At 61.5% G+C, this 25,415-nt stretch carries 24 protein-coding genes and 1 tRNA gene; 13 read left to right on the top strand and 12 right to left on the bottom strand.

Annotated elements, in window-relative coordinates:
* Positions 1 to 276: 276 nt before the first annotated feature.
* Complete coding sequence (glnL, locus tag BM017_RS16430; RefSeq protein ID WP_056860661.1) at positions 277 to 1,362, top strand: nitrogen regulation protein NR(II); 1,086 nt, start codon at positions 277 to 279, stop codon at positions 1,360 to 1,362.
* Positions 1,359 to 2,795, top strand: coding sequence for a nitrogen regulation protein NR(I) (gene ntrC / locus BM017_RS16425; RefSeq protein ID WP_025859464.1), 1,437 nt, complete (start codon positions 1,359 to 1,361; stop codon positions 2,793 to 2,795). Before glnL ends, ntrC begins: the two co-directional genes overlap by 4 nt.
* A 472-nt stretch (positions 2,796 to 3,267) precedes the next feature.
* On the opposite strand, the gene BM017_RS16415 is transcribed toward ntrC, so the two are convergent.
* Positions 3,268 to 3,708 (bottom strand): hypothetical protein, encoded by a 441-nt coding sequence (locus tag BM017_RS16415; RefSeq protein ID WP_071492417.1) that lies wholly within the window; start codon positions 3,706 to 3,708, stop codon positions 3,268 to 3,270.
* Here BM017_RS16415 and BM017_RS16410 point away from each other — a divergent pair.
* Complete coding sequence (locus BM017_RS16410; protein WP_003171120.1) at positions 3,707 to 4,162, top strand: tRNA (cytidine(34)-2'-O)-methyltransferase; 456 nt, start codon at positions 3,707 to 3,709, stop codon at positions 4,160 to 4,162. The genes BM017_RS16415 and BM017_RS16410 overlap by 2 nt on opposite strands.
* A gap of 126 nt (positions 4,163 to 4,288) precedes the next feature.
* On the opposite strand, the gene secB is transcribed toward BM017_RS16410, so the two are convergent.
* Genes secB through BM017_RS16395 form a run of 3 tightly spaced genes read right to left on the bottom strand, consistent with a single transcriptional unit; the run spans position 4,289 to position 5,479 of the window.
* Entirely contained in the window at positions 4,289 to 4,768 is a 480-nt protein-coding gene (secB, locus tag BM017_RS16405) for a protein-export chaperone SecB (RefSeq protein WP_010213875.1), read from the bottom strand.
* Positions 4,769 to 4,809: 41 nt separating this feature from the next.
* Positions 4,810 to 5,064, bottom strand: coding sequence for a glutaredoxin 3 (grxC, locus tag BM017_RS16400; protein ID WP_033896917.1), 255 nt, complete (start codon positions 5,062 to 5,064; stop codon positions 4,810 to 4,812).
* 1 nt (position 5,065) lies between these two features.
* Positions 5,066 to 5,479 carry a rhodanese-like domain-containing protein gene (locus BM017_RS16395; protein ID WP_010213877.1) on the bottom strand — a complete coding sequence of 138 codons (414 nt, stop codon included), beginning with the start codon at positions 5,477 to 5,479 and terminating at the stop codon, positions 5,066 to 5,068.
* A gap of 151 nt (positions 5,480 to 5,630) precedes the next feature.
* Between BM017_RS16395 and gpmI the strand changes: the two genes are divergently transcribed.
* From gpmI to BM017_RS16365, 6 genes are all read left to right on the top strand, one after another.
* Positions 5,631 to 7,157 carry a 2,3-bisphosphoglycerate-independent phosphoglycerate mutase gene (gpmI, locus tag BM017_RS16390; RefSeq protein ID WP_071492418.1) on the top strand — a complete coding sequence of 509 codons (1,527 nt, stop codon included), beginning with the start codon at positions 5,631 to 5,633 and terminating at the stop codon, positions 7,155 to 7,157.
* 257 nt (positions 7,158 to 7,414) lie between these two features.
* On the top strand, positions 7,415 to 8,710 hold the full coding sequence (locus BM017_RS16385; protein ID WP_092246283.1) for a murein hydrolase activator EnvC family protein: 1,296 nt from the start codon (positions 7,415 to 7,417) through the stop codon (positions 8,708 to 8,710).
* 30 nt (positions 8,711 to 8,740) lie between these two features.
* Positions 8,741 to 10,048: a S41 family peptidase gene (locus BM017_RS16380; protein WP_071492420.1), complete on the top strand. Its 1,308-nt coding sequence runs from the start codon at positions 8,741 to 8,743 to the stop codon at positions 10,046 to 10,048.
* 1 nt (position 10,049) lies between these two features.
* The gene (locus BM017_RS16375) at positions 10,050 to 10,820 is read left to right on the top strand and encodes a divergent polysaccharide deacetylase family protein (protein WP_092246280.1); all 771 of its coding nucleotides are present in this window, start codon (positions 10,050 to 10,052) and stop codon (positions 10,818 to 10,820) included.
* Positions 10,821 to 10,890: 70 nt separating this feature from the next.
* The gene (locus BM017_RS16370; RefSeq protein WP_092246277.1) at positions 10,891 to 12,474 is read left to right on the top strand and encodes a trypsin-like serine protease; all 1,584 of its coding nucleotides are present in this window, start codon (positions 10,891 to 10,893) and stop codon (positions 12,472 to 12,474) included.
* A gap of 58 nt (positions 12,475 to 12,532) precedes the next feature.
* A complete protein-coding gene (locus BM017_RS16365) occupies positions 12,533 to 13,828 on the top strand; it encodes a Vps62-related protein (protein ID WP_092246274.1) in 1,296 nt (431 codons plus the stop codon).
* On the opposite strand, the gene BM017_RS16360 is transcribed toward BM017_RS16365, so the two are convergent.
* The 7 genes from BM017_RS16360 to BM017_RS16330 form a co-directional block, all read right to left on the bottom strand.
* Complete coding sequence (locus BM017_RS16360) at positions 13,781 to 14,536, bottom strand: substrate-binding periplasmic protein (RefSeq protein WP_092246272.1); 756 nt, start codon at positions 14,534 to 14,536, stop codon at positions 13,781 to 13,783. The genes BM017_RS16365 and BM017_RS16360 overlap by 48 nt on opposite strands.
* A gap of 66 nt (positions 14,537 to 14,602) precedes the next feature.
* On the bottom strand, positions 14,603 to 15,373 hold the full coding sequence (hisF, locus tag BM017_RS16355; RefSeq protein WP_003171107.1) for an imidazole glycerol phosphate synthase subunit HisF: 771 nt from the start codon (positions 15,371 to 15,373) through the stop codon (positions 14,603 to 14,605).
* Between the two features lie 9 nt (positions 15,374 to 15,382).
* The gene (hisA, locus tag BM017_RS16350; protein WP_016972250.1) at positions 15,383 to 16,120 is read right to left on the bottom strand and encodes a 1-(5-phosphoribosyl)-5-[(5-phosphoribosylamino)methylideneamino]imidazole-4-carboxamide isomerase; all 738 of its coding nucleotides are present in this window, start codon (positions 16,118 to 16,120) and stop codon (positions 15,383 to 15,385) included.
* A 39-nt stretch (positions 16,121 to 16,159) separates the two neighbouring features.
* Complete coding sequence (locus BM017_RS16345; RefSeq protein ID WP_071492426.1) at positions 16,160 to 16,417, bottom strand: DUF2164 domain-containing protein; 258 nt, start codon at positions 16,415 to 16,417, stop codon at positions 16,160 to 16,162.
* Positions 16,417 to 17,055 (bottom strand): imidazole glycerol phosphate synthase subunit HisH, encoded by a 639-nt coding sequence (gene hisH, locus BM017_RS16340; protein WP_092246269.1) that lies wholly within the window; start codon positions 17,053 to 17,055, stop codon positions 16,417 to 16,419. Before hisH ends, BM017_RS16345 begins: the two co-directional genes overlap by 1 nt.
* Positions 17,055 to 17,648: an imidazoleglycerol-phosphate dehydratase HisB gene (hisB, locus tag BM017_RS16335; protein WP_017849940.1), complete on the bottom strand. Its 594-nt coding sequence runs from the start codon at positions 17,646 to 17,648 to the stop codon at positions 17,055 to 17,057. The genes hisH and hisB overlap by 1 nt, the downstream gene beginning before the upstream one ends.
* 250 nt (positions 17,649 to 17,898) lie before the next feature.
* On the bottom strand, positions 17,899 to 19,560 hold the full coding sequence (locus BM017_RS16330) for an OFA family MFS transporter (protein WP_071492428.1): 1,662 nt from the start codon (positions 19,558 to 19,560) through the stop codon (positions 17,899 to 17,901).
* Positions 19,561 to 19,885: 325 nt separating this feature from the next.
* On the opposite strand from BM017_RS16330, the gene BM017_RS16325 reads away from it, so the two are divergent.
* The 4 genes from BM017_RS16325 to BM017_RS16310 all read left to right on the top strand — a co-directional run bounded on the left by BM017_RS16325 (position 19,886) and on the right by BM017_RS16310 (position 23,608).
* On the top strand, positions 19,886 to 22,096 hold the full coding sequence (locus tag BM017_RS16325; RefSeq protein WP_092246266.1) for an AsmA family protein: 2,211 nt from the start codon (positions 19,886 to 19,888) through the stop codon (positions 22,094 to 22,096).
* Complete coding sequence (gene mutY / locus BM017_RS16320) at positions 22,093 to 23,160, top strand: A/G-specific adenine glycosylase (RefSeq protein ID WP_071492430.1); 1,068 nt, start codon at positions 22,093 to 22,095, stop codon at positions 23,158 to 23,160. Before BM017_RS16325 ends, mutY begins: the two co-directional genes overlap by 4 nt.
* Positions 23,157 to 23,429 carry an oxidative damage protection protein gene (locus BM017_RS16315; RefSeq protein WP_028615361.1) on the top strand — a complete coding sequence of 91 codons (273 nt, stop codon included), beginning with the start codon at positions 23,157 to 23,159 and terminating at the stop codon, positions 23,427 to 23,429. The genes mutY and BM017_RS16315 overlap by 4 nt, the downstream gene beginning before the upstream one ends.
* A gap of 103 nt (positions 23,430 to 23,532) precedes the next feature.
* A tRNA-Phe gene (locus BM017_RS16310) sits at positions 23,533 to 23,608 on the top strand.
* Between the two features lie 131 nt (positions 23,609 to 23,739).
* Here the strand turns inward: BM017_RS16310 and BM017_RS16305 are convergent.
* A complete protein-coding gene (locus BM017_RS16305; protein ID WP_092246263.1) occupies positions 23,740 to 25,332 on the bottom strand; it encodes an ArnT family glycosyltransferase in 1,593 nt (530 codons plus the stop codon).
* Positions 25,333 to 25,415 lie beyond the last annotated feature (83 nt).

Raw genomic sequence — 25,415 nt, 5'->3', positions numbered from 1 at the left:
CGTTTTCACCGCGCCCTGAAAACGATCCACTCGCCACTTCCTGAACAACCTTCACAAAACCGCACTATATTGGTGCGATAGGCTGCACCCTTCCCACTTGCCCAGCCCATTTTGGTTCGAAACTTCCCGTGCAAGCTGGCAGAACGCCACAGTTTCGCGCCTGAAACACCCATTTCAGGGCTTTCACGCTTCTTTTCGGAGCCTTGGTTTGGTTTTTGCATTTTCCATGTATCAGCGTGTGCCTCAAGCCCGCGCCTTGCTCCAAAAGAGGTCCTGATGACCATCAGCGATGCACTGCACCGTTTGCTACTCGACAACCTGACCACCGCGACCATCCTGCTCAATGACGACTTGCGTCTTGAGTACATGAATCCGGCGGCGGAGATGCTCCTGGCCATCAGCGGCCAGCGCAGCCATGGGCAGTTCATCAGCGAATTGTTCACCGAGTCGGCCGAAGCCCTGAGTTCGTTGCGCCAGGCGGTGGAGCAGGCACACCCGTTCACCAAACGCGAAGCGATGCTCACCGCCCTCACCGGCCAGACACTGACCGTCGACTATGCCGTGACCCCCATCCTGAGCAACGGCGCGACGTTGCTGCTGCTGGAAGTACACCCGCGCGATCGCCTGCTGCGCATCACCAAGGAGGAAGCGCAGCTGTCCAAGCAGGAAACCAGCAAGATGCTGGTGCGCGGCTTGGCCCATGAGATCAAGAACCCACTGGGCGGCATTCGCGGTGCGGCGCAGTTGCTGGCCCGTGAGCTGCCGGAGGAACACCTCAAGGACTACACCAACGTCATCATCGAGGAGGCCGATCGCCTGCGTAACCTGGTGGACCGCATGCTCGGCTCCAACAAGTTGCCGTCACTGGCGATGACCAATGTGCACGAAGTGCTCGAGCGCGTCTGCCAGTTGGTGGAAGCCGAAAGCCAGGGCTGCATCACCCTGGTGCGTGACTACGATCCGAGCATTCCCGACGTATTGATCGACCGCGAACAGATGATCCAGGCAGTGCTCAACATCGTGCGCAATGCCATGCAGGCCATCAGCAGCCAGAATGAGCTGCGCCTGGGTCGCATCAGCCTGCGCACCCGCGCCCTGCGCCAGTTCACCATCGGCCACGTGCGCCATCGCCTGGTGACCAAGGTCGAAATCATCGACAACGGCCCGGGCATTCCTGCGGAACTCCAGGAAACCATTTTCTTTCCCATGGTCAGCGGCCGCCCGGACGGTACCGGGCTGGGCCTGGCCATCACCCAGAACATCATCAGCCAGCACCAGGGTCTGATCGAATGTGAAAGCCATCCCGGCCACACCACGTTCTCGATCTTTCTGCCTCTGGAACAAGGAGCCCCATCGACATGAGCCGTAGTGAAACTGTCTGGATCGTCGATGACGACCGTTCTATCCGCTGGGTCCTCGAGAAAGCCTTGCAACAGGAAGGCATGACCACCCAGAGCTTCGACAGCGCCGACGGGGTGATGAGCCGCCTGGCGCGCCAGCAGCCCGATGTGATCATCTCCGACATCCGCATGCCCGGCGCCAGTGGCCTGGACTTGCTGGCGCGGATTCGCGAGCAGCACCCGCGCCTGCCAGTGATCATCATGACCGCGCACTCGGACCTGGACAGCGCTGTCGCGTCCTACCAGGGCGGTGCCTTTGAGTACCTGCCCAAGCCGTTCGACGTGGACGAGGCGGTGGCACTGGTCAAGCGCGCCAACCAGCACGCCCAGGAACAGCAGAACCAGGAAGCCCCACCGGCCCTGACCCGCACCCCGGAAATCATCGGCGAAGCGCCGGCGATGCAGGAAGTTTTTCGCGCCATCGGGCGCTTGAGCCACTCCAACATCACCGTGCTGATCAACGGCGAATCCGGCACCGGTAAAGAGCTTGTCGCTCATGCACTGCACCGCCACAGCCCACGGGCGGCCTCGCCGTTCATCGCGCTGAACATGGCGGCGATTCCCAAGGACTTGATGGAATCCGAGCTGTTCGGCCATGAAAAAGGCGCGTTCACCGGCGCGGCCAACCTGCGGCGCGGGCGTTTTGAACAGGCTGACGGCGGCACCTTGTTTCTCGATGAAATCGGCGACATGCCGGCCGATACCCAGACCCGCCTGCTGCGGGTGCTGGCTGACGGTGAGTTCTATCGCGTTGGCGGGCACACGCCGGTCAAGGTCGACGTACGCATCATTGCGGCAACCCACCAGAACCTGGAAACCCTGGTACACGCCGGCAAATTCCGTGAGGACTTGTTCCATCGCCTCAACGTGATCCGTATCCACATTCCACGCATGTCGGACCGTCGCGAAGACATCCCGACCCTCGCCCGTCACTTCCTCAGCCGCGCCGCCCAGGAGCTGGCCGTCGAGCCGAAACTGCTGAAAAGCGAGACCGAGGAGTACCTGAAGAACCTGCCGTGGCCGGGCAACGTGCGCCAGCTGGAGAACACCTGCCGCTGGATCACCGTGATGGCGTCCGGGCGCGAAGTGCATATCAGCGACCTGCCACCGGAGCTGCTGAGCCTGCCGCAAGACTCTGCGCCAGTAACCAACTGGGAACAGGCGCTGCGCCAGTGGGCCGACCAGGCCCTGGCACGCGGCCAGTCGAGCCTGCTGGACAGCGCCGTGCCGGCCTTTGAGCGGATCATGATCGAGACCGCCTTGAAACACACCGCCGGTCGCCGTCGCGATGCCGCCGTGTTGCTGGGCTGGGGCCGCAATACCCTGACGCGCAAGATCAAGGAACTGGGGATGAAGGTCGACGGGGGGGATGATGACGAGGGGGATGAAGCCTGAATCTCGGATCCACTCAAGACCCAATGTGGGAGAGGGCTTGCCCCCTCCCACATTTGGACCTCTACAAGGCTCCAGCACCGTGCACCGCTTCAATGCACCATGAACCGGCATCGGGCATGGATCTGGTAGCGAAAGCCAGAGCCTCACTCAATAGAACCCGCGAACCGAAAACACCAAAGCCCCGTATTCCGGGGCTTTGCGCTTTCTGGCGTAATTTTTTGGCCCATATTGCGAATTTTGGCACGCGCCCTGCAATAACCCTGTTACTACCCAGTTTCGGGGACCTTGGTACAGGCAGGCCGAGAATCCCCTCTTTACACCCGGGGTGCTTGATGCGAATCGCGTCGCGCTCCACACCGCTTTGGGGAACCTCGGTACAGGCAGGCCGGGGATTCCCTCTTTAACACCGAAGCTTTGCAAGCTTCACCCCGTTTTGGGAGCCCTGGTACAGGCAGGCCGGGAACTCCCTCTTTTATTCCTCCTGGAGATGGATCTCCAGCCGCCAACGGCCATCGGCCTTCTCGCCCTTCCACTCCCCACGCAATGGTCGCGCCGCCACGAGGTTCAGCAGCAGGCCGCCATCGGTCTTGCGTACGCGCCAGTTCACGTCCTTGTCATTGACCTTGAGCCGTCCACTCGCGGCCTTGCCCTGGGCGTCGAACAACAGCGCCACAGTGCCGTCGACGTGCTCGCCGTGCAACTTGGGTTCGCCGTTGAACCACACCACCACGCCGTCCCTCGCGGTCTCGACCTGTTGCAGTTCGACCGGCTCCGGGGTGGTCAGGCGACCGATCATCAGGCCGACCATCATGCCGACAATCGCCAAAGAGCCCATGACCCTCGGCATAAGCTTCGGCCTCGGGTCCTCTTCGAGGGTAGAATGCAGCGCATCTTTGCCTTCGGAGCCGTGCATGTTTCACGTCATCCTTTTTCAACCAGAAATTCCGCCGAATACCGGCAACGTTATCAGGCTGTGCGCCAACAGTGGCTGCCACCTGCATTTGATCGAACCGCTGGGCTTCGACATGGACGACAAGCGCCTGCGCCGTGCCGGGCTGGATTACCACGAGTACGCCACGCTCAAACGCCACGCCGACCTGGCCAGTTGCCTGGAAAGCCTGGGCCACCCACGGCTGTTCGCGTTCACCACCAAGGGGTCGCGGCCGTTCCATGATGCCAGCTTTGCCGAGGGCGATGCGTTCCTGTTCGGCCCGGAAAGCCGGGGCCTGCCGGCCGAGGTGCTCGACGCCCTGCCCGACGGCCATCGCCTGCGTTTGCCGATGCGCGAGGGCTGCCGCAGCCTGAACCTGTCCAACACCGTGGCCGTCGCCGTCTACGAAGGCTGGCGCCAGCTCGGCTTCAAATAACACACATAACAAATGTGGGAGGGGGCTTGCCCCCGATGACGGAGTGTCAGTCGACATCTATGTGACTGATCCACCGCTATCGGGGGCAAGCCCCCTCCCACATGGGGTCCTGCACCGGGTTCGAGATTACTGAACCGTCGACGAACCTTCCTGTTGCATGCGCTGCAGCTCTTGCGCGTACAGGGCATCGAAGTTCACCGGAGCCAGCATCAGCGCAGGGAACGAGCCACGGGTGACCAGGCTGTCCAGGGTCTCACGGGCATACGGGAACAGGATGTTCGGGCAGAACGCGCCCAGGGTGTGACTCATGGACGCTTCGTCCAGGCCCTGGATCAGGAAGATACCGGCCTGTTGCACTTCAGCGATGAAGGCCACTTCTTCGCCATTCTTGACGGTCACGGACAGGGTCAGCACGACTTCGTGGAAGTCGCCTTCCAGTGCCTTCTGGCGGGTGTTCAGGTCCAGCGCAACGCTTGGCGTCCATTCCTGACGGAAGATGGCCGGGCTTTTCGGCGCTTCGAACGACAGGTCACGCACGTAGATGCGCTGCAGCGAGAACTGTGGCGCTTGGGCTTCTGCAGCTTCGGTGTTCTGTTGGTCAGTCATCGCAGATCCTTGTGATCTTGAGGTCTTTTAGGGTTTAGGAGTCAGACGAGCAGCAGCGCATCCAGTTTACCGGCGCGCTCCAGGGCGAACAGGTCGTCGCAGCCACCGATGTGCCTGGCGCCGATCCAGATCTGCGGCACGGACGTGCGCCCCGCCTTCTGGGCCATTTCGGCGCGCACTTGCGGTTTGCCGTCGACCTTGATTTCTTCGAAGGCAACACCCTTCTTCTCAAGCAGGGCCTTGGCCCGCATGCAGTAAGGGCACCAATCGCTGGAATACACGACAACCTGGCTCATATCACTTCACCAGCGGCAGGTTATCGGCGCGCCAGCTGCTGATGCCACCGGACAACTTGGCGGCGGTGAAACCGGTCTTGAGCATTTCGCGGGCGTGGGTGCCGGCGTGCTGGCCTTGGGCGTCGACCAGGATGATGGTCTTGGCCTTGTGCTTTTCCAGCTCGGCCAGGCGCGCGATCAGCTTGTCCTGAGGAATGTTCAGGGCGCCGACGATGTGACCGGTGGCGAAATCCTTGGCCGGACGAATGTCCACGACAACGGCCTCATCCTTGTTGACCAGCGCGGTCAGCTCCGCCGTGCTCAGGCTGCGGCCACCGCGGCTCAATTCATGAGCGATCAGCAGCGCCAGCAGGATAACGAAGGCACCCACGAGCAGGTAGTGGGCAGTGGCAAATGCAATCAGGTGATCAACCATCAAGGAGGTTCCAGGGCGTTAAAATGGCGGTAAGTATACACAGCCGCCAGGGGGGGCCAACCCCCGTAAAGCGGTGACGTGGTCGGAACTTCGCTTTAAACTGCCACTCCCTTTTCAATTGTCTTCCTTTATTACCGCCGCGAGAGGATCTATGACTACTACGCCTAAACCTTTGGTCCTGATAATTCTCGATGGCTTCGGACACAGTGAAAGCCACCACGACAACGCGGTATACGCGGCCAACAAGCCTGTCCTCGACCGCCTGACCGCCACCGTACCCAACGGCCTCATCTCCGGCTCGGGCATGGACGTGGGCCTGCCGGACGGCCAGATGGGCAACTCGGAAGTCGGCCACATGAACCTCGGCGCCGGACGAGTGGTGTATCAAGACTTCACACGCGTGACCAAAGCGATCCGCGATGGCGAGTTCTTCGAGAACCCGACGATTTGCGCGGCGGTCGATAAAGCAGTGGCTGCCGGCAAGGCCGTGCACTTCATGGGCCTGTTGTCCGATGGCGGCGTCCACAGCCACCAGGACCACCTGGTCGCCATGGCCGAACTGGCCTTCAAGCGCGGCGCCGACAAGATCTACCTGCATGCCTTCCTCGACGGCCGCGACACCCCGCCGAAAAGCGCGCAATCGTCCATCGAACTGCTCGACACCACCTTCGCCGCCCTCGGCAAGGGCCGCATCGCCAGCCTGGTGGGCCGTTACTTCGCCATGGACCGTGACAACCGCTGGGACCGCGTCTCCCAGGCTTACAACCTGATCGTCGACGGCCAGGCCGAATTCAACGCCGCCACCGCCCAGGAAGGCCTGGAAGCCGCCTACGCCCGTGGCGAAAGCGACGAGTTTGTCAAAGCCACCACCATCGGCGAGCCAGTGAAGGTCGAAGACGGCGACGCCGTGGTGTTCATGAACTTCCGCGCCGACCGCGCCCGTGAGCTCAGCCGTGTGTTTGTCGAAGACGGCTTCAAGGAATTCGAGCGCGCCCGCCAGCCAAAAGTGCAGTACGTGGGCCTGACCCAATACGCCGCCAGCATCCCGGCCCCCGCCGCCTTTGCCCCGGGCAGCCTGGACAACGTGCTGGGCGATTACCTGGCAAAAAATGGCAAGACCCAGCTACGCATTGCCGAAACCGAAAAATACGCCCACGTAACCTTCTTCTTCTCCGGTGGTCGCGAAGAGCCGTTCCCGGGTGAAGAGCGCATCCTGATCCCATCACCAAAGGTCGCCACCTACGACCTGCAGCCGGAGATGAGCGCGCCGGAAGTCACCGACAAGATCGTCGACGCCATCGACCACCAGCGTTACGACGTGATCGTAGTCAACTACGCCAACGGCGACATGGTGGGCCACAGCGGCAACCTGGAAGCTGCGACCAAGGCCGTGGAATGCCTGGACCTGTGCGTCGGCCGTATCGTCGACGCCCTGGAAAAGGTGGGCGGCGAAGCGCTGATCACGGCCGATCACGGCAACTGCGAGCAGATGTCCGACGAATCCACCGGCCAGGCCCACACTGCTCACACGACCGAACCGGTGCCGTTCATCTACGTCGGCAAGCGTGATTTCAAGGTGCGTAGCGGTGGCGTGCTGGCGGATGTGGCGCCGACCATGCTGATGCTGATGGGGCTGGAGAAGCCGGTGGAGATGACCGGGACTTCGATTCTGATTTGATTTCAACCACACCGCGCAACAGTGTGGGAGGGGGCTTGCCCCCGATAGCAGTGGATCAGCCAGCACCTATTGAGCTGACACACTGCAATCGGGGGCAAGCCCCCTCCCACATTGGATCTGCGGTGTTTGGAACATGTCTTTTTGCCATACCACTGCCACTCGGCACCTATCTTGCGCTACAGCCCGAATTGGGCGTTTTTTTTGCCGCGCTTGGCGGGCATACTAGGCCGTCCATTTCCCTGGTGTCGCCCGCCTCTATGCTTCGCGCCTTGATTACCCTTGCTCTTGTCTGCCTGCTCCAACCGGCGTTTGCCGACGAGCGCGCACAAACCCAACAACAGTTGGACGCTACGCGTCAGGACATTACCGAGCTGAAGAAACTGCTCGGCAAGCTCCAGGAAGAGAAATCCGGAGTGCAGAAAGACCTGCGCGGTACGGAAACCGAGATGGGCAAGCTGGAGAAGCAGGTCCAGGAGCTACAAAAAGAATTAAAGAAGAGCGAGTCGGAACTGGAGCGACTCGACGCTGAGAAAAAAAAACTCCAGAGCGCCCGCGTTGAACAGCAACGCCTGATCGCGATCCAGGCCCGTGCCGCCTACCAGAACGGCCGCCAGGAATACCTCAAGCTGCTGCTCAACCAGCAGAACCCCGAGAAATTCGCGCGCACCCTCACCTACTACGACTACCTGAGCAAGGCCCGGCTGGAGCAACTTAAAAGCTTCAACGAAACCCTGCGCCAGTTGGTCAACGTCGAACAGGAGATCGCCAACCAGCAGTCGCAGCTGGAAGACCAGAAAAGCGCCCTCAACGCCCAGCGCGACGAGCTGGACAAGGTTCGCAAGGAGCGCCAACTGGCCCTGGCCAAGCTCAATGAGGATGTGAAGGCCCGCGACGCCAAGCTCCAGGCCCGCGAGCAGGACCAGGCCGACTTGGCCAAAGTGCTTAAAACCATCGAGGAAACCCTGGCACGCCAGGCACGCGAGGCCGAAGAAGCGCGACAGAAAGCGCTGATCGCCCAGCAGGAAGCCGAAAAAAAGCGCCAGCGTGAGGCCGAGCTGGCCGCCACTACGGATGCGCCAGCACCGCGTAAACCGGCGCATGCAGCGCCTGGCCCGCTGGTTTCCAGCGCCGGCGAGTCGTTCGGTGGGCCTTTTGCTTCGGCCCGCGGCAAACTTCCATGGCCAGTTGATGGTCGATTACTGGCACGCTTCGGGGAAACCCGTGGCGATGACACCCGCGCCAAGTGGGATGGGGTGATGATCAGCGCCTCCGCCGGCAGCCAGGTCCACGCCGTTCATGGCGGGCGTGTGGTGTTTGCCGATTGGCTGCGGGGCGCCGGTTTGCTGGTGATTCTCGACCACGGCAATGGCTATTTGAGCCTTTACGGCCACAATCAGACATTACTCAAGTCGGCAGGTGATGTTGTAAAAGCCGGTGAATCCATCTCCACTGTGGGTAACAGTGGTGGCCAGGACACTCCGGCGCTGTACTTCGCTATTCGTCAGCAGGGTCGCCCGAGCGATCCCGCACAATGGTGCCGCTCCCAAGGATAGGGGCGCATCTACATTAGGAGTTCGTTCGACATGCTGCATTTGTCCCGCCTCACTTCGCTGGCCCTGACGATCGCCCTGGTGATCGGCGCGCCCCTGGCTTTCGCCGACCAGGCTGCCCCGGCCAGCACGGCCGCGACCACCAAGGCGCCGCTGCCGCTGGACGAGCTGCGCACCTTTGCCGAGGTCATGGACCGGATCAAGGCCGCTTATGTCGAACCTGTAGACGACAAGACCCTGCTGGAAAATGCCATCAAGGGCATGCTCAGCAACCTCGACCCGCACTCCGCCTACCTGGGACCGGAAGATTTTGCCGAGCTGCAGGAAAGCACCAGCGGCGAATTCGGCGGCCTGGGCATCGAAGTCGGCTCCGAAGACGGCAACATCAAGGTGGTCTCGCCGATCGACGACACCCCGGCGTCCAAGGCCGGCATCCAGGCCGGCGACTTCATCGTCAAGATCAACGGCCAGCCGACCCGTGGCCAGACCATGACTGAAGCCGTCGACAAGATGCGCGGCAAGATCGGCCAGAAAATCACCCTGACCCTGGTACGCGACGGCGGCAACCCGTTCGACGTGACGCTGACCCGGGCGACCATTGTGGTCAAGAGCGTGAAGAGCCAGCTGCTGGAGTCGGGCTACGGCTACATCCGCATCACCCAATTCCAGGTCAAGACCGGCGACGAAGTGGCCAAGGCCCTGGCCAAGCTGCGCAAGGACAACGGTAAGAAGCTCAGCGGTATCGTGCTCGACCTGCGCAACAACCCGGGCGGCGTGCTGCAGTCGGCAGTGGAAGTGGTCGACCACTTCATCACCAAGGGCCTGATCGTGTACACCAAGGGCCGCATTGCCAACTCCGAACTGCGCTTCTCGGCAACGGGCAACGACCTCAGCGAAAACGTCCCGTTGGCCGTGCTGATCAACGGCGGCAGCGCCTCGGCGTCGGAGATCGTCGCCGGCGCCCTGCAAGACCAGAAGCGCGGCGTGCTGATGGGTACCACCAGTTTCGGCAAAGGCTCGGTGCAAACCGTGTTGCCGCTGAACAACGAACGTGCGCTGAAGATCACCACGGCGCTGTACTACACGCCAAATGGTCGCTCGATCCAGGCCCAGGGCATCGTGCCCGACATCGAGGTGCGCAAAGCCAAGATCACCAACGAGATCGACAGCGAGTACTACAAAGAAGCGGACCTGCAAGGCCATCTGGGCAATGGCAACGGCGGCGCCGACCAGCCCACCGGCAGCGGCAAGAAAGCCAAGCCGATGCCACAGGACGATGACTACCAGCTGGCCCAGGCGCTGAGCCTGCTCAAGGGCTTGAGCATTACGCGCAGCCGTTGATATGCGTTTTGCCCTGATCATCGCCGTGCTGTGCAGCCTGGCCGGAGTCGCCCATGCGACCCCGGCCAACGAGCCCAACAAAGCCTACCTGACCCTTATCATCGACGACCTCGGGCAAAATCTGCCCAGGGATCGTCGCGTGCTGGCCCTGCCCGGGCCGGTGACCACGGCGATCATGCCCGACACGCCCCATGCCGCCGAATTCGCCCGCGAAGCCCACAAGGCCGGCAAGATCGTGATCCTGCACATGCCCATGGACCCGGCCACCGGCCCGTTCGCCTGGCACCCGGAGTTGCCCATCGAGGAACTCGGCAGGCGCCTGGACGCTGCCTTCAAGGCAGTGCCCTACACCGCGGGCATCAACAACCACATGGGCAGCCGCATGACCGCGCAGCCCGAGGCCATGGCCTGGTTGATGGGCGAACTGCAACGGCGCAACAAATTCTTTGTCGACAGCCGCACCAGCGCCAAGACAGTCGCCGCCGCCGAGGCGCAGAAGATCGGCCTGGCCAGCGTCTCGCGGGACGTGTTCCTGGACGACGAACGCACCGAAGCGGCAATCACCACGCAGCTGCAGAGCGCAATCAAACTGGCGCACAAACAGGGTTCGGCGGTGATGATCGGCCATCCCTACCCGCAAACCCTGGCGGTGCTGGAGCGCGAGCTGCCCAAGCTCAAGGCCCAGGGCGTGGAGTGGATCGATATCAAGTTGATGATCAGCGTGCGCAGTAACCAGGCAATGGCCGGCCATGGCAAGAATGGCAAGTACTAGATAGCTACCGTACTGCCCAGCTGACATTCCTGAATAGTCGAACCTTGCGCTCACTCTTTCAGGACATGCCATGAACACGCTCCACCACTTGATTTCGGGGCTGCTGCTCTGCAGCCTTTCCAACCTGCTTATCGCGGCACCAAGGGACTATGGTGAAGGCCTTGCCAACGCCAGCCCGCCCAGAATGCTCGCCAATGCGCAGCATCAGCACGCCCATTGGACTGGCGTCGGTCGCATCCGCAATGAAGCCCAGGCCCTCTGCACCGCCTCCCTACTGGACACCCGCGACGACGCAGGCAAGTCCGGCCCGGCCTATGTGCTCACCAGCAGCCACTGCCTTCATCGCCATAACGGCGGGGTACAAAAAGACCTGGATATCAAAGGCAACATCAGCTTCAACTACTTCGACGACACGCTGGAGAGCCTCAAGACCTTTCCGTTGAAAACCCTGAAATGGAGCAGTAGCCAGGGAGTGGACCTGGCGATCGTCGAGCTGAAAGCTTCGCTTGCCGATTTGCTGAAGGCAGGCATCGCCCCTTTGAAACTGGCCGAAGCGGTCCCCGCCGACGGGGTCGATATCCTCGCGCTGGCTGCACCGGAATGGGACACCCTGCATCTCTCCGCCTGCGCGCAGCAAGCCTCGCGCGAACTGGTGGAACAGCCGTTCGTGTGGCGGGTGACCATGAAAAACCAATGCCAGGGTATCGGCCGCGGCGGCTTCGGCGGGCCACTGCTGGAGCGGGCGACTAATACGCTCTTCGGCATTCTCAGCACCAGCACTTCAGGCCAGACCGAAGAACGCAAATGCCAAAGGGACGCGCCCTGCGAGGTCAACAACGGTATGCCCACCTGGCACCCCGAAACGAACTACGGCAGCCCGGTGACGTTCCTCAACCGGTGCTTTGTCGAAGGCGTTCTGAAAGCCGACAGTGAACACTGCGAACTCTTCCCGACCACCACCATTTCCTTTCGGCACCCGGACCCCATCCAGCAATACTTCGTCAAGCGACCCGACGGCACACACAAGGATATCGTGCCGCGCTGGAACCTTTCCTTCACGACCAACACTGCGCTCTATCGCTACAAAACCACTCGGCGCGCCATTGATTGCGAAAAACCGGAGCTTTACAGCACCCCGATCAAGGCGCAGGACGCGTACGTGAATGACGCCATCGGACCGGAAACCGGTATGCACATGCTGTGTATCGTCGGCTTGGATTCCGAGGAACAACAGGCGACCAACGGCATGATGAAAAATGCCCTGACCCTGGCGGTGGAACTGGCCGAACCCGGGCCGGCACGCACGCCGAACTTGAGCATCAGCCTGGATAAACAGGGGCTGGCGGCCTACACCGTGATCTGGAAGCTCGCGCCGCCATTCATGCATCGCTACTCCTACAAGTTCGGCCCGGCCACCACGACCGATTGCCTCAGGCCAGTCGATTACCTGGCCTTTCCGCCCCCTCCCGTGGAGGAGGAGGAGGACGAACCTATCGAGATATTTTCCACGCTCAATGACTCCCCCAGCACGCGAACAGAGCAGTACGCACGGCTGATCACCGTTCGGGACAGACCCTACAAGATCTGCACCTACGCCTACGACCAGGCTGACCAACCCTCAACACTGCGCGTGGACTTGCTCAAACCCCGCTAACCGGTCCGGCTCGACCACATCGAGAGACAGAACCATTCCATCCACAAGGAGTACCCCCATGGAACCCATCCAAGTCAAAGACCTGCTGATCAACTTCACTTCGGAGTTCACCCCACTCTGGAACGACCAAGGCTCGGGCGCCAAAAAGTCGGCCAGCTTTTGGCGCCCGAGCACCAGTGCCGATCACTTGATCTCGTTCTCCTCATTGGGAGATGTCGCTCACCCGAGCCATGACAATTTGAATCATCGCAAGACCGTCGTTGTTGTCAGCGAAGCCAACAAAACCAACGGCACCGCACTTCGCCAACCGAAAGACTTCATAGAAGTCTGGAACAGTCGCGGCACAGGCGCCAACGCTGATATTTCCATCTGGCAGCCGGTCCCGCCTGATGGCTATGTGGCCCTGGGTACCGTATGCGGCGTGGGCTATCAACGGCCTTCGCTGAACACCGTGCGCTGTGTGCGGGCTGACCTGGCCGTGCCGGCTTACGTTGCCGATCAGATCTGGAATGACAAAGGCAGTCGCGGCCAAATCGACTTCAGTGCCTGGGACGTCATGCCGCCGACCGCTCATCCTGGAGAGGCTTACCTGGCACCAGGGACATTTTTCGGGGTGCGGGGCTATGCAAAGCCCGAAGCGCCCGGGTTAGCGCATGCCTTGCATATCCCCCTGACCGAGGTGGCGGGGCACGAGCTCCCGGCCCCGCCCGCACCGTCTGCAGACGGGCAACCTTCAACCCTGGACGCCGAAGAGTCCTTGCATGTCTGCCAACTCCCCTGGTTTCTAGTCTCCGACCCGGAGCTGCCAGCCGACGAGCAACCCTTGCGGTCCCCCTTCTACAGGCTGCAAAGACGCGACAAGTACGTACTGGTCGATGTGGCGCGCAACCCAACGACCACCAGCCAGACCTTCAAATGGACGATTACCAAAGGCTCGACCGGTTTCGCAGCCAACTTCCTCAAGTGGGCCACGGGTGTCGACATGACCGAGGCATGGACAGGCCATTCTCTCAGAACCAACCCGAAAAGCTCGGTAAGGCTGGGCAGTGCATTCACTCACTCGAGCGTTTCGTCCAAAGGCTGGACCGCCCCGCAAACCACCGACATCGCTGCATATGTCCCGGCCCACAAGACCGTGGCAGCCTATGTGGTCGAAAGCGAGTACACATTGCTGCGCAGGGATGCCAGCCCCCTGGCAACATCAGTGACCTACACCAATACCGAGCAGGTGTATTTCAGTGAGGCAAATACCACCGATTCCGTAGAGGCCGAGCGCCCGCAGCCCGTGCCCGCAAAGGAGCCGCCACTAGAGGTAACGCCCCATGATGTCAGCCACGACCCCCTCGTCTCGTAACTGATCCAACGCCGCTTGAAGCCTGCTCACTACTTCATCCGGCACCTGCTTGTTGAGCGCCAGGTACAGTTCGGCGCTGTTGAAACGCAGGATTGTCTTGAGCCCGGAGACCCCGATCTGGCGCGCCAGATAACGCCCGGCGGGGTCGCCGGTGGCCCACAGGTCGATCTGGCCATCCAGCAGCTTTTGCGCGTTGTCCTGGTCGCGCAGCACGACGACCGGGTTGAGTCCCTGCTTTTCCAGGGTCTCGGCGATGGCATCGCCCTTGTAGGCACCGATCCTGTAGCGGCGCGCGTGCTCAAGGTCGTTCAGCTGGATCTTGCTGTCGGCCTTGGCCAACAGCACCCAATCGTCCGGACCGATGGGGCCGACCCATTTGAACAGCGCCTCCCGGTCCGGCAGGCGCGCCATCACGAACACGCCGTAGCCTGGTTTCTCCAGGGCGAGCTTGTAGATGCGCTCCCAGGGGAAACGCAGGGTGAGATTGTAGGAAATGCCCGCACGCTTGAAGGTTTCGCGCACGATGTCCACGGCGATGCCTTCGATGTTCTCGTCCTTGGCGAAGTTCTTGCCGTTTTTCGCCATGTTGTAGGGCGGGAAGTTTTCCGTCAGCAACACCAGGGAGGCGTCGGACGGTTCCTCGGCGCGGGCCGGAACGGTCAACAGGAGGGACGTACTGGCAAGGGCGAGCAGCAGGTGCTTGAACATGAAAGTTACCGGAATCCATGGCAAGCGCAGAGAGTGCCTCTGGCCTGCCATGGTGTCCAGCAGCGTTTAGCGAACGACGATACCGCGCGCCGCCATGTAGGCCTTGGCCTCGGGAACGGTGTATTCGCCAAAGTGGAAAATACTCGCCGCCAGTACCGCGCTGGCGTGGCCTTCGATCACGCCGTCGGCCAGGTGCTGCAGGTTGCCGACGCCGCCGGAAGCGATCACCGGGATGCCCAGCGCATCGCTGATGGCCCGGGTCACGCCCAGGTCGAAGCCGTTTTTCATGCCGTCCTGGTCCATGCTGGTCAGCAGGATTTCACCGGCACCCAGGCCTTCCATCTTCATCGCCCACTCCACCGCGTCCAGGCCGGTCGGCTTGCGACCGCCGTGGGTGAAGATCTCCCAGCGCGGGGTTTCGCCCGGGCCGGAGACTTTCTTGGCGTCGATGGCGACCACGATACATTGCGAGCCGAAGTGCTGTGCGGCCTCGCCCACGAACTCCGGGTTGAACACCGCCGCCGTGTTGATCGAAACCTTGTCCGCGCCGGCATTGAGCAGGTTGCGGATGTCTTGCACAGTGCGCACGCCACCGCCCACGGTCAGCGGGATGAAGACCTGGCTGGCCATGCGCTCGACGGTATGCAACGTGGTATCGCGGCCGTCGACACTGGCGGTGATGTCGAGAAAGGTAATCTCGTCGGCACCTTGCTCATCGTAGCGGCGGGCAATTTCCACCGGGTCACCGGCGTCGCGGATGTTCTCGAACTTGACGCCCTTGACCACGCGACCGTTGTCGACGTCCAGGCAAGGGATGATGCGTTTGGCCAGCGCCATGGTCAGTCCTCAGCCGTTGTAGGCATCGCAGTAAGCCTGGGCTTCAGCGACGTCCAGGGTCCCTTCGTAGATAGCACGGCCGGTGATGGCGCCGATGATGCCGGGCGCCTTGGCGTCCAGCAGCGACTTGATGTCGCCCAGGTTGTGGATGCCGCCGGAAGCGATCACCGGGATCTTCGTGGCGGCCGCCAGTGCAGCGGTGAATGGCACGTTGCAGCCCTGCATCATGCCGTCTTTGGCGATGTCGGTATAAACGATGGCGGAGACGCCGTCGGCTTCAAACTGCCTGGCCAGGTCTATCACCTGCACCGTGCTGATTTCAGCCCAGCCGTCGGTGGCGACGAAACCGTCCTTGGCGTCCAGGCCCACGATCACTTTGCCCGGGAACGCGCGGCAGGCTTCGGCGACGAACGCCGGGTCTTTCACCGCCTTGGTGCCGATGATCACGTAGCTCACGCCGGCCTTGACGTAGTGCTCGATGGTTTCCAGGGAGCGGATACCGCCACCGATCTGGATCGGCAGGTTCGGGTAACGCTTGGCAATGGCGGTGACCACTTCACCGTTCACCGGCTGGCCTTCGAAGGCGCCGTTCAAGTCCACCAGATGCAGACGACGGCAGCCCCCTTCCACCCATTTGGCGGCCATGCTCACCGGGTCATCGGAGAACACGGTGGAGTCTTCCATGCGGCCTTGGCGCAGACGTACGCAGGCACCGTCCTTGAGATCGATAGCGGGGATAATCAGCATCTGGCAAACCTTATTCGATATTCAGCAATGCTTGGGAAATCAGGGTTTCTCAAGCGACCACAGGTCGCTTTCGATGCTTTCGAACCTTTCTTTAAGGAGCGTCTGCGCGTCGAAAATCGCCCTGTTGTAATAGTGCGGAGCCACTTCGGTGGTGAACAGTTCGAGGATCTCGGCGACCTCGAACGACCCCAGCTTGAGCTCGAAGCGATCTTCCATGAAACGCTTGATCTTGAGGGTAGCCTCACTCTCCTGTTCAGGCGTGAGGTTCAAGACCGGCTGCTTCGGCTTCCTGGCCATTACCAGCGCCCGTCCCAGGCGGCGAAGTTCTGCAGCAATTGCAGGCCATGGGTATGGCTCTTCTCCGGGTGGAACTGCACGGCAAACCGCGAGCCTTCAGCGAGCGCAGCGGCGAAGTCGACGCCGTAGTGCCCGCCACCCACCACCTGGCCCGGCTTACCGGCGGCAATGTAGTAGCTGTGCACGAAGTAGAAGCGCGCCATGTCTGGAATGTCGTGCCACAGCGGGTGATCCACCGCCTGGCTGACTTCGTTCCAGCCCATGTGCGGGACTTTCAGGTGAGCGCCGTCTTCATGCAGGTCTTTGCCGAAGAACTTCACTTGCCCAGGGAACAGGCCGATGCAGTCGACGCCCTCGTTCTCTTCACTGCGGTCGAGCAAGGCTTGCATGCCCACGCAGATGCCGAGGAACGGACGGTCCTGGCTGACTTCGCGCACCAGGCTGTCAAAGCCCAGGCGGCGAATCTCGGCCATGCAATCGCGAATCGCGCCGACGCCGGGAAACACCACGCGATCGGATTCGCGAATCACGTTGGCATCGCTGGTGATCAGTACCTTGCCGGCCCCTACGTGCTCGAGGGCCTTGGCCACCGAGTGCAGGTTACCCATGCCGTAATCGATAACCGCGACCGTCTGCATTACAGGACGCCCTTGGTCGAAGGCATTTGCCCGGCCATGCGCTCATCCAGCTCCACAGCCATGCGCAGGGCGCGGCCGAAAGCCTTGAACACGGTTTCGATCTGGTGGTGGGTGTTGGTGCCGCGCAGGTTGTCGATGTGCAGGCTGACAAGCGCGTGGTTGACGAACCCCTGGAAGAACTCCTGGAACAGGTCGACGTCGAAGCCGCCCACGGTGGCGCGGGTGTAGGGCACGTGCATCTGCAGGCCTGGACGGCCGGAGAAGTCGATGACCACACGCGACAGCGCTTCGTCCAGCGGGACATAGGCATGGCCGTAGCGACGGATGCCTTTCTTGTCGCCGATGGCCTTGGCAAACGCCTGGCCGAGGGTGATACCGACGTCTTCCACCGTGTGGTGGTCGTCGATATGCAGGTCGCCCTTGCTGACGATATCCAGGTCGATCAGCCCGTGACGGGCGATCTGGTCCAGCATGTGCTCAAGAAAAGGAACACCGATATCAAATCGGGCCTTTCCGGTGCCATCCAGGTTGATCGAGGCTTTGATCTGGGTTTCCAGAGTGTCGCGCTCGACGGACGCCTTACGTTCGGCCATCACCAGCTCCGCAAAATCATTGGGCGAAAAAGGCAGCCATTATAGGGGCGCGGGCGCCAAACAGAAACATCGGAGGGGATAAGACTGATGGAGTGTCGGGGATAGACATGTGCATACATGTGAGAACCAGCTTTTGTGGAGCTGGCTTGCCTGCGATGCAGGCACCTCGGCGTTTCAGTTGCACCGAGGTGATGCCATCGCGGGCAAGCCCGGCTCCCACAGGAACCGCGCCCACAAAATTTTTGCGGTGTTAGTGGAACAGGACTGCGGTCTTCTGCAGGGTCACCCACACACCCCACGCCAACGGAATACCCACCACCAGCCAGGCAGCGATCGCCAATGGCACGGTGCCAGGGGCTGCTTTCCACTCCAGGGAAGTGGTGGCATCCGCGCCTTTGTCATGGCCCAGCGCCTGTTCGGCGGCCAGTTCGGCGTCGGTCATGAAGTACTTGTCCGCCACCGGGCGGACCAGCAGGTTGCAGATGAAGCCCAGCACCAGCAGGCCAGCGAGGATGTACAAGGTGATGTCATAGGCCGCAGCGCGTTCAACGCCGATGCTCAGTTGATACTCACGCAGGTAGTTCACCAACACCGGGCCCAACACACCAGCCGCCGCCCAGGCGGTCAACAGGCGACCGTGGATCGCGCCGACCATTTGCGTACCGAACAGGTCGGCCAGGTAGGCCGGGACGGTCGCAAAACCACCACCGTACATCGACAGGATGATGCAGAACGCCGCCACGAACAGCGCCACGTTGCCCAGGTGCCCCAGGTTCGGGATCAGCGCGTACAGGGCAAAGCCCAGGGCGAAGAACACGAAGTAGGTGTTTTTGCGGCCCAGGTAGTCGGAGAACGACGCCCAGAAGAACCGGCCACCGATGTTGAACAGGCTCAACAGGCCAGTGAAGCCCGCCGCAATGGCGGCGATGGAGGCCAGTTGACCGGCGTCCAGCTGGCCGAATGGCACATCCACACCCAGCAACTTGCCGCCGAACACTTCCTGCAGCAGGGGCGAAGCCATGCCGAGGATGCCGATACCGGCGGACACGTTCAGGCACAGCACCAGCCATACCAGGCGGAATTGCGGGGTTTTCCACGCCACGTTCACGTGTACGTGACGGTGGGTGATCATTGCATTGCTGGCTTTTTTCGCCGGCGCGGTCCAGCCTTCAGGCTTCCAGCCGGTCGGCGGGACGCGGTAGGACAAGGCGCCACCGATCATGAACACGAAGTAGATCGCGGCCATCACCAGGAAGCTCTGCCACACGCCCACGCTGGTGGGCGTAGCAAAGTGACCCATCAATGCCGCTGCCAACGGGGCACCCACCATCGCGCCACCGCCGAAGCCCATGATCGCCATGCCGGTGGCCATCCCGCGCTTGTCCGGGAACCACTTGATCAGGGTCGACACGGGCGAGATATAGCCCAGGCCCAGGCCGATACCGCCAATGACCCCGGAGCCGATCCACATCAGCCAGATCTGGTGGGTATAGATCCCCAACGCCGAAATCAACAGGCCGCCACACCAGCACAGCGCCGAAACAACGCCCGCCTTGCGTGGCCCGGCATGTTCCAGCCAGCCGCCCCAGATCGCTGCCGAGCAGCCCAGGAAGATGAAGAACAGCGTGTAGATCCAGCCCAGCATGGAGATGGGCCAGTCGCATTGGGACGAAAAGACTTGAGCGATAAAGCTCATGTCCGGCGCGCAGGCGACCGGTTTGGTGATACCCAGCGCTTTGGACAGTGGCAGCCAGAACACCGAGAACCCATAGGCCATGCCGATGCACAGGTGGATGGCCAAGGCGGCCGGCGGAACCAGCCAGCGGTTGAAGCCGGGCTTGGCGATAATGCGTTCCTTGGACAGGAACGCAGGCTGCGCGGCAGATGAAGCTGCCGCAGTGCTAGTGCTCATTGGTGTTTCCCCCAGTTGTTAGTATGTGTCCGTCAGGCGCTCTCTCCCTCGGCCTTGCACGCAAAGCGCGGCCGTTTTGTTGAGTGAAGCTCCGTTTTAGGCGCGACGTTAAGTCGCAGAAGGCGGACGAACATGCAGAGATTAGCATCTGTGGATGACAGAAAAACCAAACTGCCATCACCTTTTTCAGGAAATCTGCTTTGTTTGACGTCAAAAACCCGTTTCCCGGCCCCTGGATACAATGTAACGATCGGGGCACTGACGCAGGCCGTCGGGCGTTATACTCTGCGGCTAAATTTTGAAATCGACATACAAGGACTCGCCCATGAAAGCGTTCGGCAAAATCCTGGGTCTGGTACTTCTCGGGCTGTTGCTGATCATTGTGGCCCTGGGCTTTGCCCTGACCCACCTCTTCGATCCCAACGACTATAAAGATGAGATCCGCCAGATTGCCCGCGACAAGGCCCACATCGAGCTGACGCTCAATGGCGATATCGGCTGGAGCCTGTTCCCCTGGCTCGGGCTGGAACTGCACGAAGCCAGCGTGGCGACCCTGACCAACCCGACCAAACCGTTCGCCGACTTGCAGATGCTCGGCCTGTCGGTACGGGTTTTACCGCTGCTGCGTCGTGAAGTGCAGATGAGCGATGTGCGTGTCGAAGGCCTCAACCTGCGCCTGAACCGCGACAAACAAGGCCATGGCGATTGGGAAGACATTGGCAAGAACGCCAATGAGCCGAGCGCCAGCGCACCCGCTGCCGCGGAACAGGCCGCCGAGCCCGAGCCGGAGAAACCCTCGAAACCTATCCGGCTGGACATCGACAGCCTGACCATCAACAACGCCCGCATCGAATACAACGACGAGCAGACCGGCAAGCAGTTCAGCGCCGAAAGCATCCAGCTGAGCGCCGGCGCCGTGCACGAAGGCGCCAGTATTCCGGTGAAGCTCACTGCCTTCTTCGGCACCAACCAGCCGGTGATGCGCGTCAAGACCGAACTCAACGGCAACCTGCGCATCCAGCGCGCCCTCAAGCGTTATCAGCTGGAAGACATGAAGATCACCGGCGAAGCCACGGGTGAACCGCTGCAAGGCAAGACCGTGACCTTCTCCACCCAAGGCCAACTGCTGGTGGACCAGGCGGCCAATATCGCCGAATGGACCAACCTGAAGCTCTCGGCCAACCAGTTGCGCGCCTTGGGCGAGCTTAAGGTCAACGACCTGGACAAGACCCCGCAGCTCAGCGGCGCCCTCTCCATTGCCCAGTTCGACCTGGCCAAATTCCTCGACAGCGTCGGCCACCCCCTGCCACCGATGGCCGAGGGCAGCCTGAGCAAGGTCGAACTGGTCAGCCGCCTCAAGGGCACCCCGACCAGCCTGGCGCTGGAAGACCTGAACCTGAAACTCGACGGCAGCACCTTCACCGGTCGCCTGGCGGTGGACGATTTCGCCAAACAATCGCTGCGTGTGCAGCTCAAGGGCGATACATTCAACGCCGACAACTACCTGCCGGCCAAGTCCGAATCCGCCAAGGGTGCAAGCGCCGCACGCCAGGCCGAGGTGCAGAACAGCGAAGCCGGTGCCATGGCCGCCGGCGGCACCACGCCATTGCCCGACGCCCCGACCAAGGGCGCCTGGAGCACCGACAAGCTGCTGCCATTGACGCGCCTGCGCACGCTGGACGTGGATGCCGACCTCGCCTTCGGTCAACTGACCCTGAGCAAATTGCCGATCCAGAATGCGGCGCTCAAAGCGTCCGGCCTCGACGGCCAACTCAAGCTCGACACCTTGAGCGGCGGTCTCTACAACGGCACCTTCCAGGCCAACGGCAGCCTCGATGTGCGCCAGGATATTCCGGTGCTGGCGTTGCAGAGCCGGATCAAGCAGGTGCCGGTCGAGCGCATCCTGCAGGCCCAGGGGCAGAACCCGCCGGTAAAAGGCCAGATCACCCTGGACAGCAACCTCACAGGCCGCGGCAACAGCCAGAAAGCCCTGATCGACAGCCTCAACGGCACCGCCAGTTTCGTGATCAACAACGGCGTGCTGCTCAACGCCAACCTTGAGCAACAACTGTGCACCGGTATTGCCCTGCTCAACCGCAAAACGCTGAGCAGCACGCCGCCAGGCAAGGACACGCCGTTCCAGGAGCTGAAAGGCAACCTGACCTTCCGTAACGGTGTGGCCAGCAACCCTGACCTGAAAGTGCGCATCCCGGGCCTGACCGTCAATGGTAACGGTGATGTGGACTTGCGCGTGCTGGGCATGGACTACCGCGTCGGCATCATTGTCGAGGGCGACCAGCGCGAAACGCCGGACCCTGCCTGCCAGGTCGGCTCCAACTTCCAGGGCATCGAAGTGCCGCTGCGCTGCCGTGGCCCGCTGGAGCTGGGCGCCAAGGCCTGCCGCCTGGACAAGGACGGCTTGACCCAGGTCGCCATCAAGGCGGCCGGCAACAAGCTTAGCGACAAGCTGGAAGAGAAGCTCGACAAGGTGAACCCGCAGTTGAAAGATGCATTGAAGGGCCTGTTCAAGCGATGAGAAACGAGCAGTTTTCAGAGGCCGTGCTCAATTGGTACGACCGCCACGGTCGCCATGACCTGCCCTGGCAACAGGGCATCACGCCTTATCGGGTGTGGGTCTCGGAGATCATGCTGCAGCAGACCCAGGTCAGCACGGTGCTCAATTACTTCGACCGCTTCATGGCGTCATTGCCAACGGTCGAAGCCTTGGCCGCCGCGCCGGAAGATGAAGTGCTGCACCTGTGGACCGGCCTGGGTTACTACACCCGGGCGCGCAACCTGCAAAAGACCGCGAAGATTGTCGTGGCCGAGTACGGTGGCGAGTTTCCCAGGGATGTCGAAAAGCTCACCGAGCTGCCCGGTATCGGCCTGTCCACCGCCGGCGCGATTGCCAGCCTGAGCATGGGCCTGCGTGCGCCGATCCTCGACGGCAACGTCAAGCGCGTGCTGGCGCGGTTTACCGCACAGGAGGGCTACCCCGGCGAACCCAAGGTGGCCAAGCAGCTGTGGGCCACCGCAGAGCGCTTCACGCCCCAGACCCGCGTCAACGCCTACACCCAGGCGATGATGGACATGGGCGCCACCCTCTGCACCCGCAGCAAACCCAGCTGCCTGCTGTGCCCGCTGGAAAAACATTGCGAAGCCCACATGCTCGGCCTGGAGACACGCTATCCGATCCCCAAGCCGCGCAAGACCATCCCGCAAAAGCGCACGCTGATGCCGATGCTGGCGAATGCCGAGGGCGCGATCCTGCTTTACCGTCGTCCTTCCACCGGGCTATGGGGCGGCCTGTGGAGTTTGCCGGAGCTGGATGACCTGCAAGACCTGGAACACCTGGCCCACCAGCATGCGCTGGAACTGGGCAACCAACAGGCGCTGCCGGGGTTGATCCACACCTTCAGCCACTTCCAGCTCGCCATCGAACCCTGGTTGATCCAGGTCGAGGAAACCGCCCATCACGTGGCCGAGGCCGACTGGCTCTGGTATAACCTCGCCACCCCGCCGCGCCTGGGCCTTGCCGCCCCGGTAAAAAAACTGCTGAAACGCGCGGCCGACGTATTGAATGCAGGAGTGTCGTCATGACCCGCACCATCATGTGCCGCAAGTACAAAGAAGAATTGCCCGGCCTGGAACGCCCTCCGTATCCAGGCGCCAAGGGCCAGGACATTTTCGAACATGTCTCGGCCAAAGCCTGGGGCGACTGGTTGAAACACCAGACCCTGCTGATCAACGAAAAACGCCTGAACATGATGAACGCCGAAGATCGCAAATACCTGGCGGGCGAGATGGACAAGTTCTTTTCCGGCGAGGAATACGCCAAGGCCGACGGCTACGTGCCGCCTGCTCAATAATTGATCAAAAACCGGGGCCGGCACGTAAGCGACGGTAATAATTAAATATTTTTCGAAAACTTGCTTGACGACCCCCTGAAAAACCCGTTTAATGCGCCCCGTTGCCCAGATAGCTCAGTCGGTAGAGCAGGGGATTGAAAATCCCCGTGTCGGCGGTTCGATTCCGTCTCTGGGCACCACTATTCAGTTTCAAGTGGTGCAAACGTCATTTGAAACACACAAAAACCCGCCTAGTGCGGGTTTTTTGTTGTCTGTCGTTTATTGCGTTGTCCAGGGGCGGCCTGCGCCACCCCGAAACGAACGACCTCTATTACTTCAACAAGAACACCATCAGCGGATTGTCGTTCAGCCGCCCTTCAAATCTTGGCGTCTGCTTCTCCAGAGGCGTTCCTTGCAGCAACGCGGTTTCCTTGCGCGACACAATTGCCCAGGCGGGTCGAGGCAAAGTCCCCAGTCGCTCTATTTCGCTGCCTTCGATAAAGATCGGTTGCTCATCATGGTCCAGGTTCATCATGTAGCGCACCGCCCAAGTGTCTCGGCCGAGATTGATAAACACCAGCGGCCCCGGCTGCGCGGCACGCAACGCCTCCACCTGGCCGACAAACTTCCGGGTATCGAACTGCATATCCTTGGAGGGCTCCACCACAGTGACCAACACCACCCACTGCGCCATCAACGCGATCAGGCTGAGCCACACCAACCGCCCTCCCCGATGCCAGGCGATCAGCGCCGCCACCTGCAGCACCACCAGCCCGCCAATCAGCAGCGGCAGTGAAACAGCCGGCCAGTAACCGTGCTTCTGCCAGCCATGCCGACACACAAAGATCGCAACCACGCACAACGCCGGCAGCGCGACGACAAGCGCTTCGTAGCAGCGGCGCACGCCCGTGAGCCAGCCTTGCGCCTGGAGCAGCCCATAGGCCGCGACAGCCGCGAACATCGGCACCATGGGCAGGATGTAATAAGCGCGCTTGAAGTGCGGTATCGACAGCCCGAGCAAGATCATCAAGCCGCAGGCACCCAGCCGCGCGACCAGTTGCATGTCGCCCTCAAACCGCTCGGGCCAGCGATGACGCAGGGCAATCATCGTGGCCAGCGCCAATGGCACCACTGGAAAATAGCGGTACAGACTCAACTGGAAATAGAAGTAGAACGGCTCTCCGGTTTCATCCAGGCGCCCGCCGACCTGCATCTTGAACACCTCATCGGCAAACGCGTCGCCCCCACTGATGCGCGCCAGCTTCACCAGCAGCCACCAACAGGCTGCCAGCAGCACCACGCCGACGATGCCGTGAATCAGCACCTGTTTCACACGCTCGCCAGGCTTGGCCAGTGCCCAATACACACACACCACACCACAGACCTCGATCAACCCCAATGGCCCGCGTATCGCAAAACCCAGGACAAACAGCGGGAACACTGCAAGCCGCCTCCAGCGTCCACCGCTGTGCAGCAGGTAGAAACTGCCTACACAGAGCAACGCCATCATCTGGTCCAGGCAAACCGAGCGGGACTTTTCGAGCAGTTGGGTGGTAAGCAAGGTCAGCAGCACCGTGAGCAGTGCCCACGGCCGGCTCGCAGGCACCAGCAAGCGATAGACCACCGCGACTACGCCAGCAGAAGCCAGGGCGGTCGGCAGGATATTCGCCAGATGGTTGGGCGCACCGAACAGCCTGGCAAACACATAGCTGAAGAAGGTCGCGGTGCCGGGATAATCCGCGTAGGGCTGGCCATAGGTGGTCGGGAAAAAGCTCACGCCATGGCGAAACATCTCTTGCAGGAACAGCGCCCATCGCCCATCAAACCCTTGGGGCTGTTGATCCCAGATGCCCAGGGTGAACAACAATAGAGCGAAGAGGAAAATCCCTGAGGATTCCAGGCGAAAACGGTTGCGGTGATCCATCGGTTGACCTGTCAGGTAAGGGGCGCCGACTTATGGTGCCGACCGCCCTGCTGAATAGCGCCTGAACAGACTGGAAGATTTGT

Origin of the sequence: Pseudomonas sp. NFPP04, from assembly GCF_900113815.1 — a bacterium.
GTDB lineage: Bacteria > Pseudomonadota > Gammaproteobacteria > Pseudomonadales > Pseudomonadaceae > Aquipseudomonas > Aquipseudomonas extremorientalis.
Note: the sequence above shows the minus strand (reverse complement) of the source record. Positions and strands in the feature narration are given on the sequence as shown.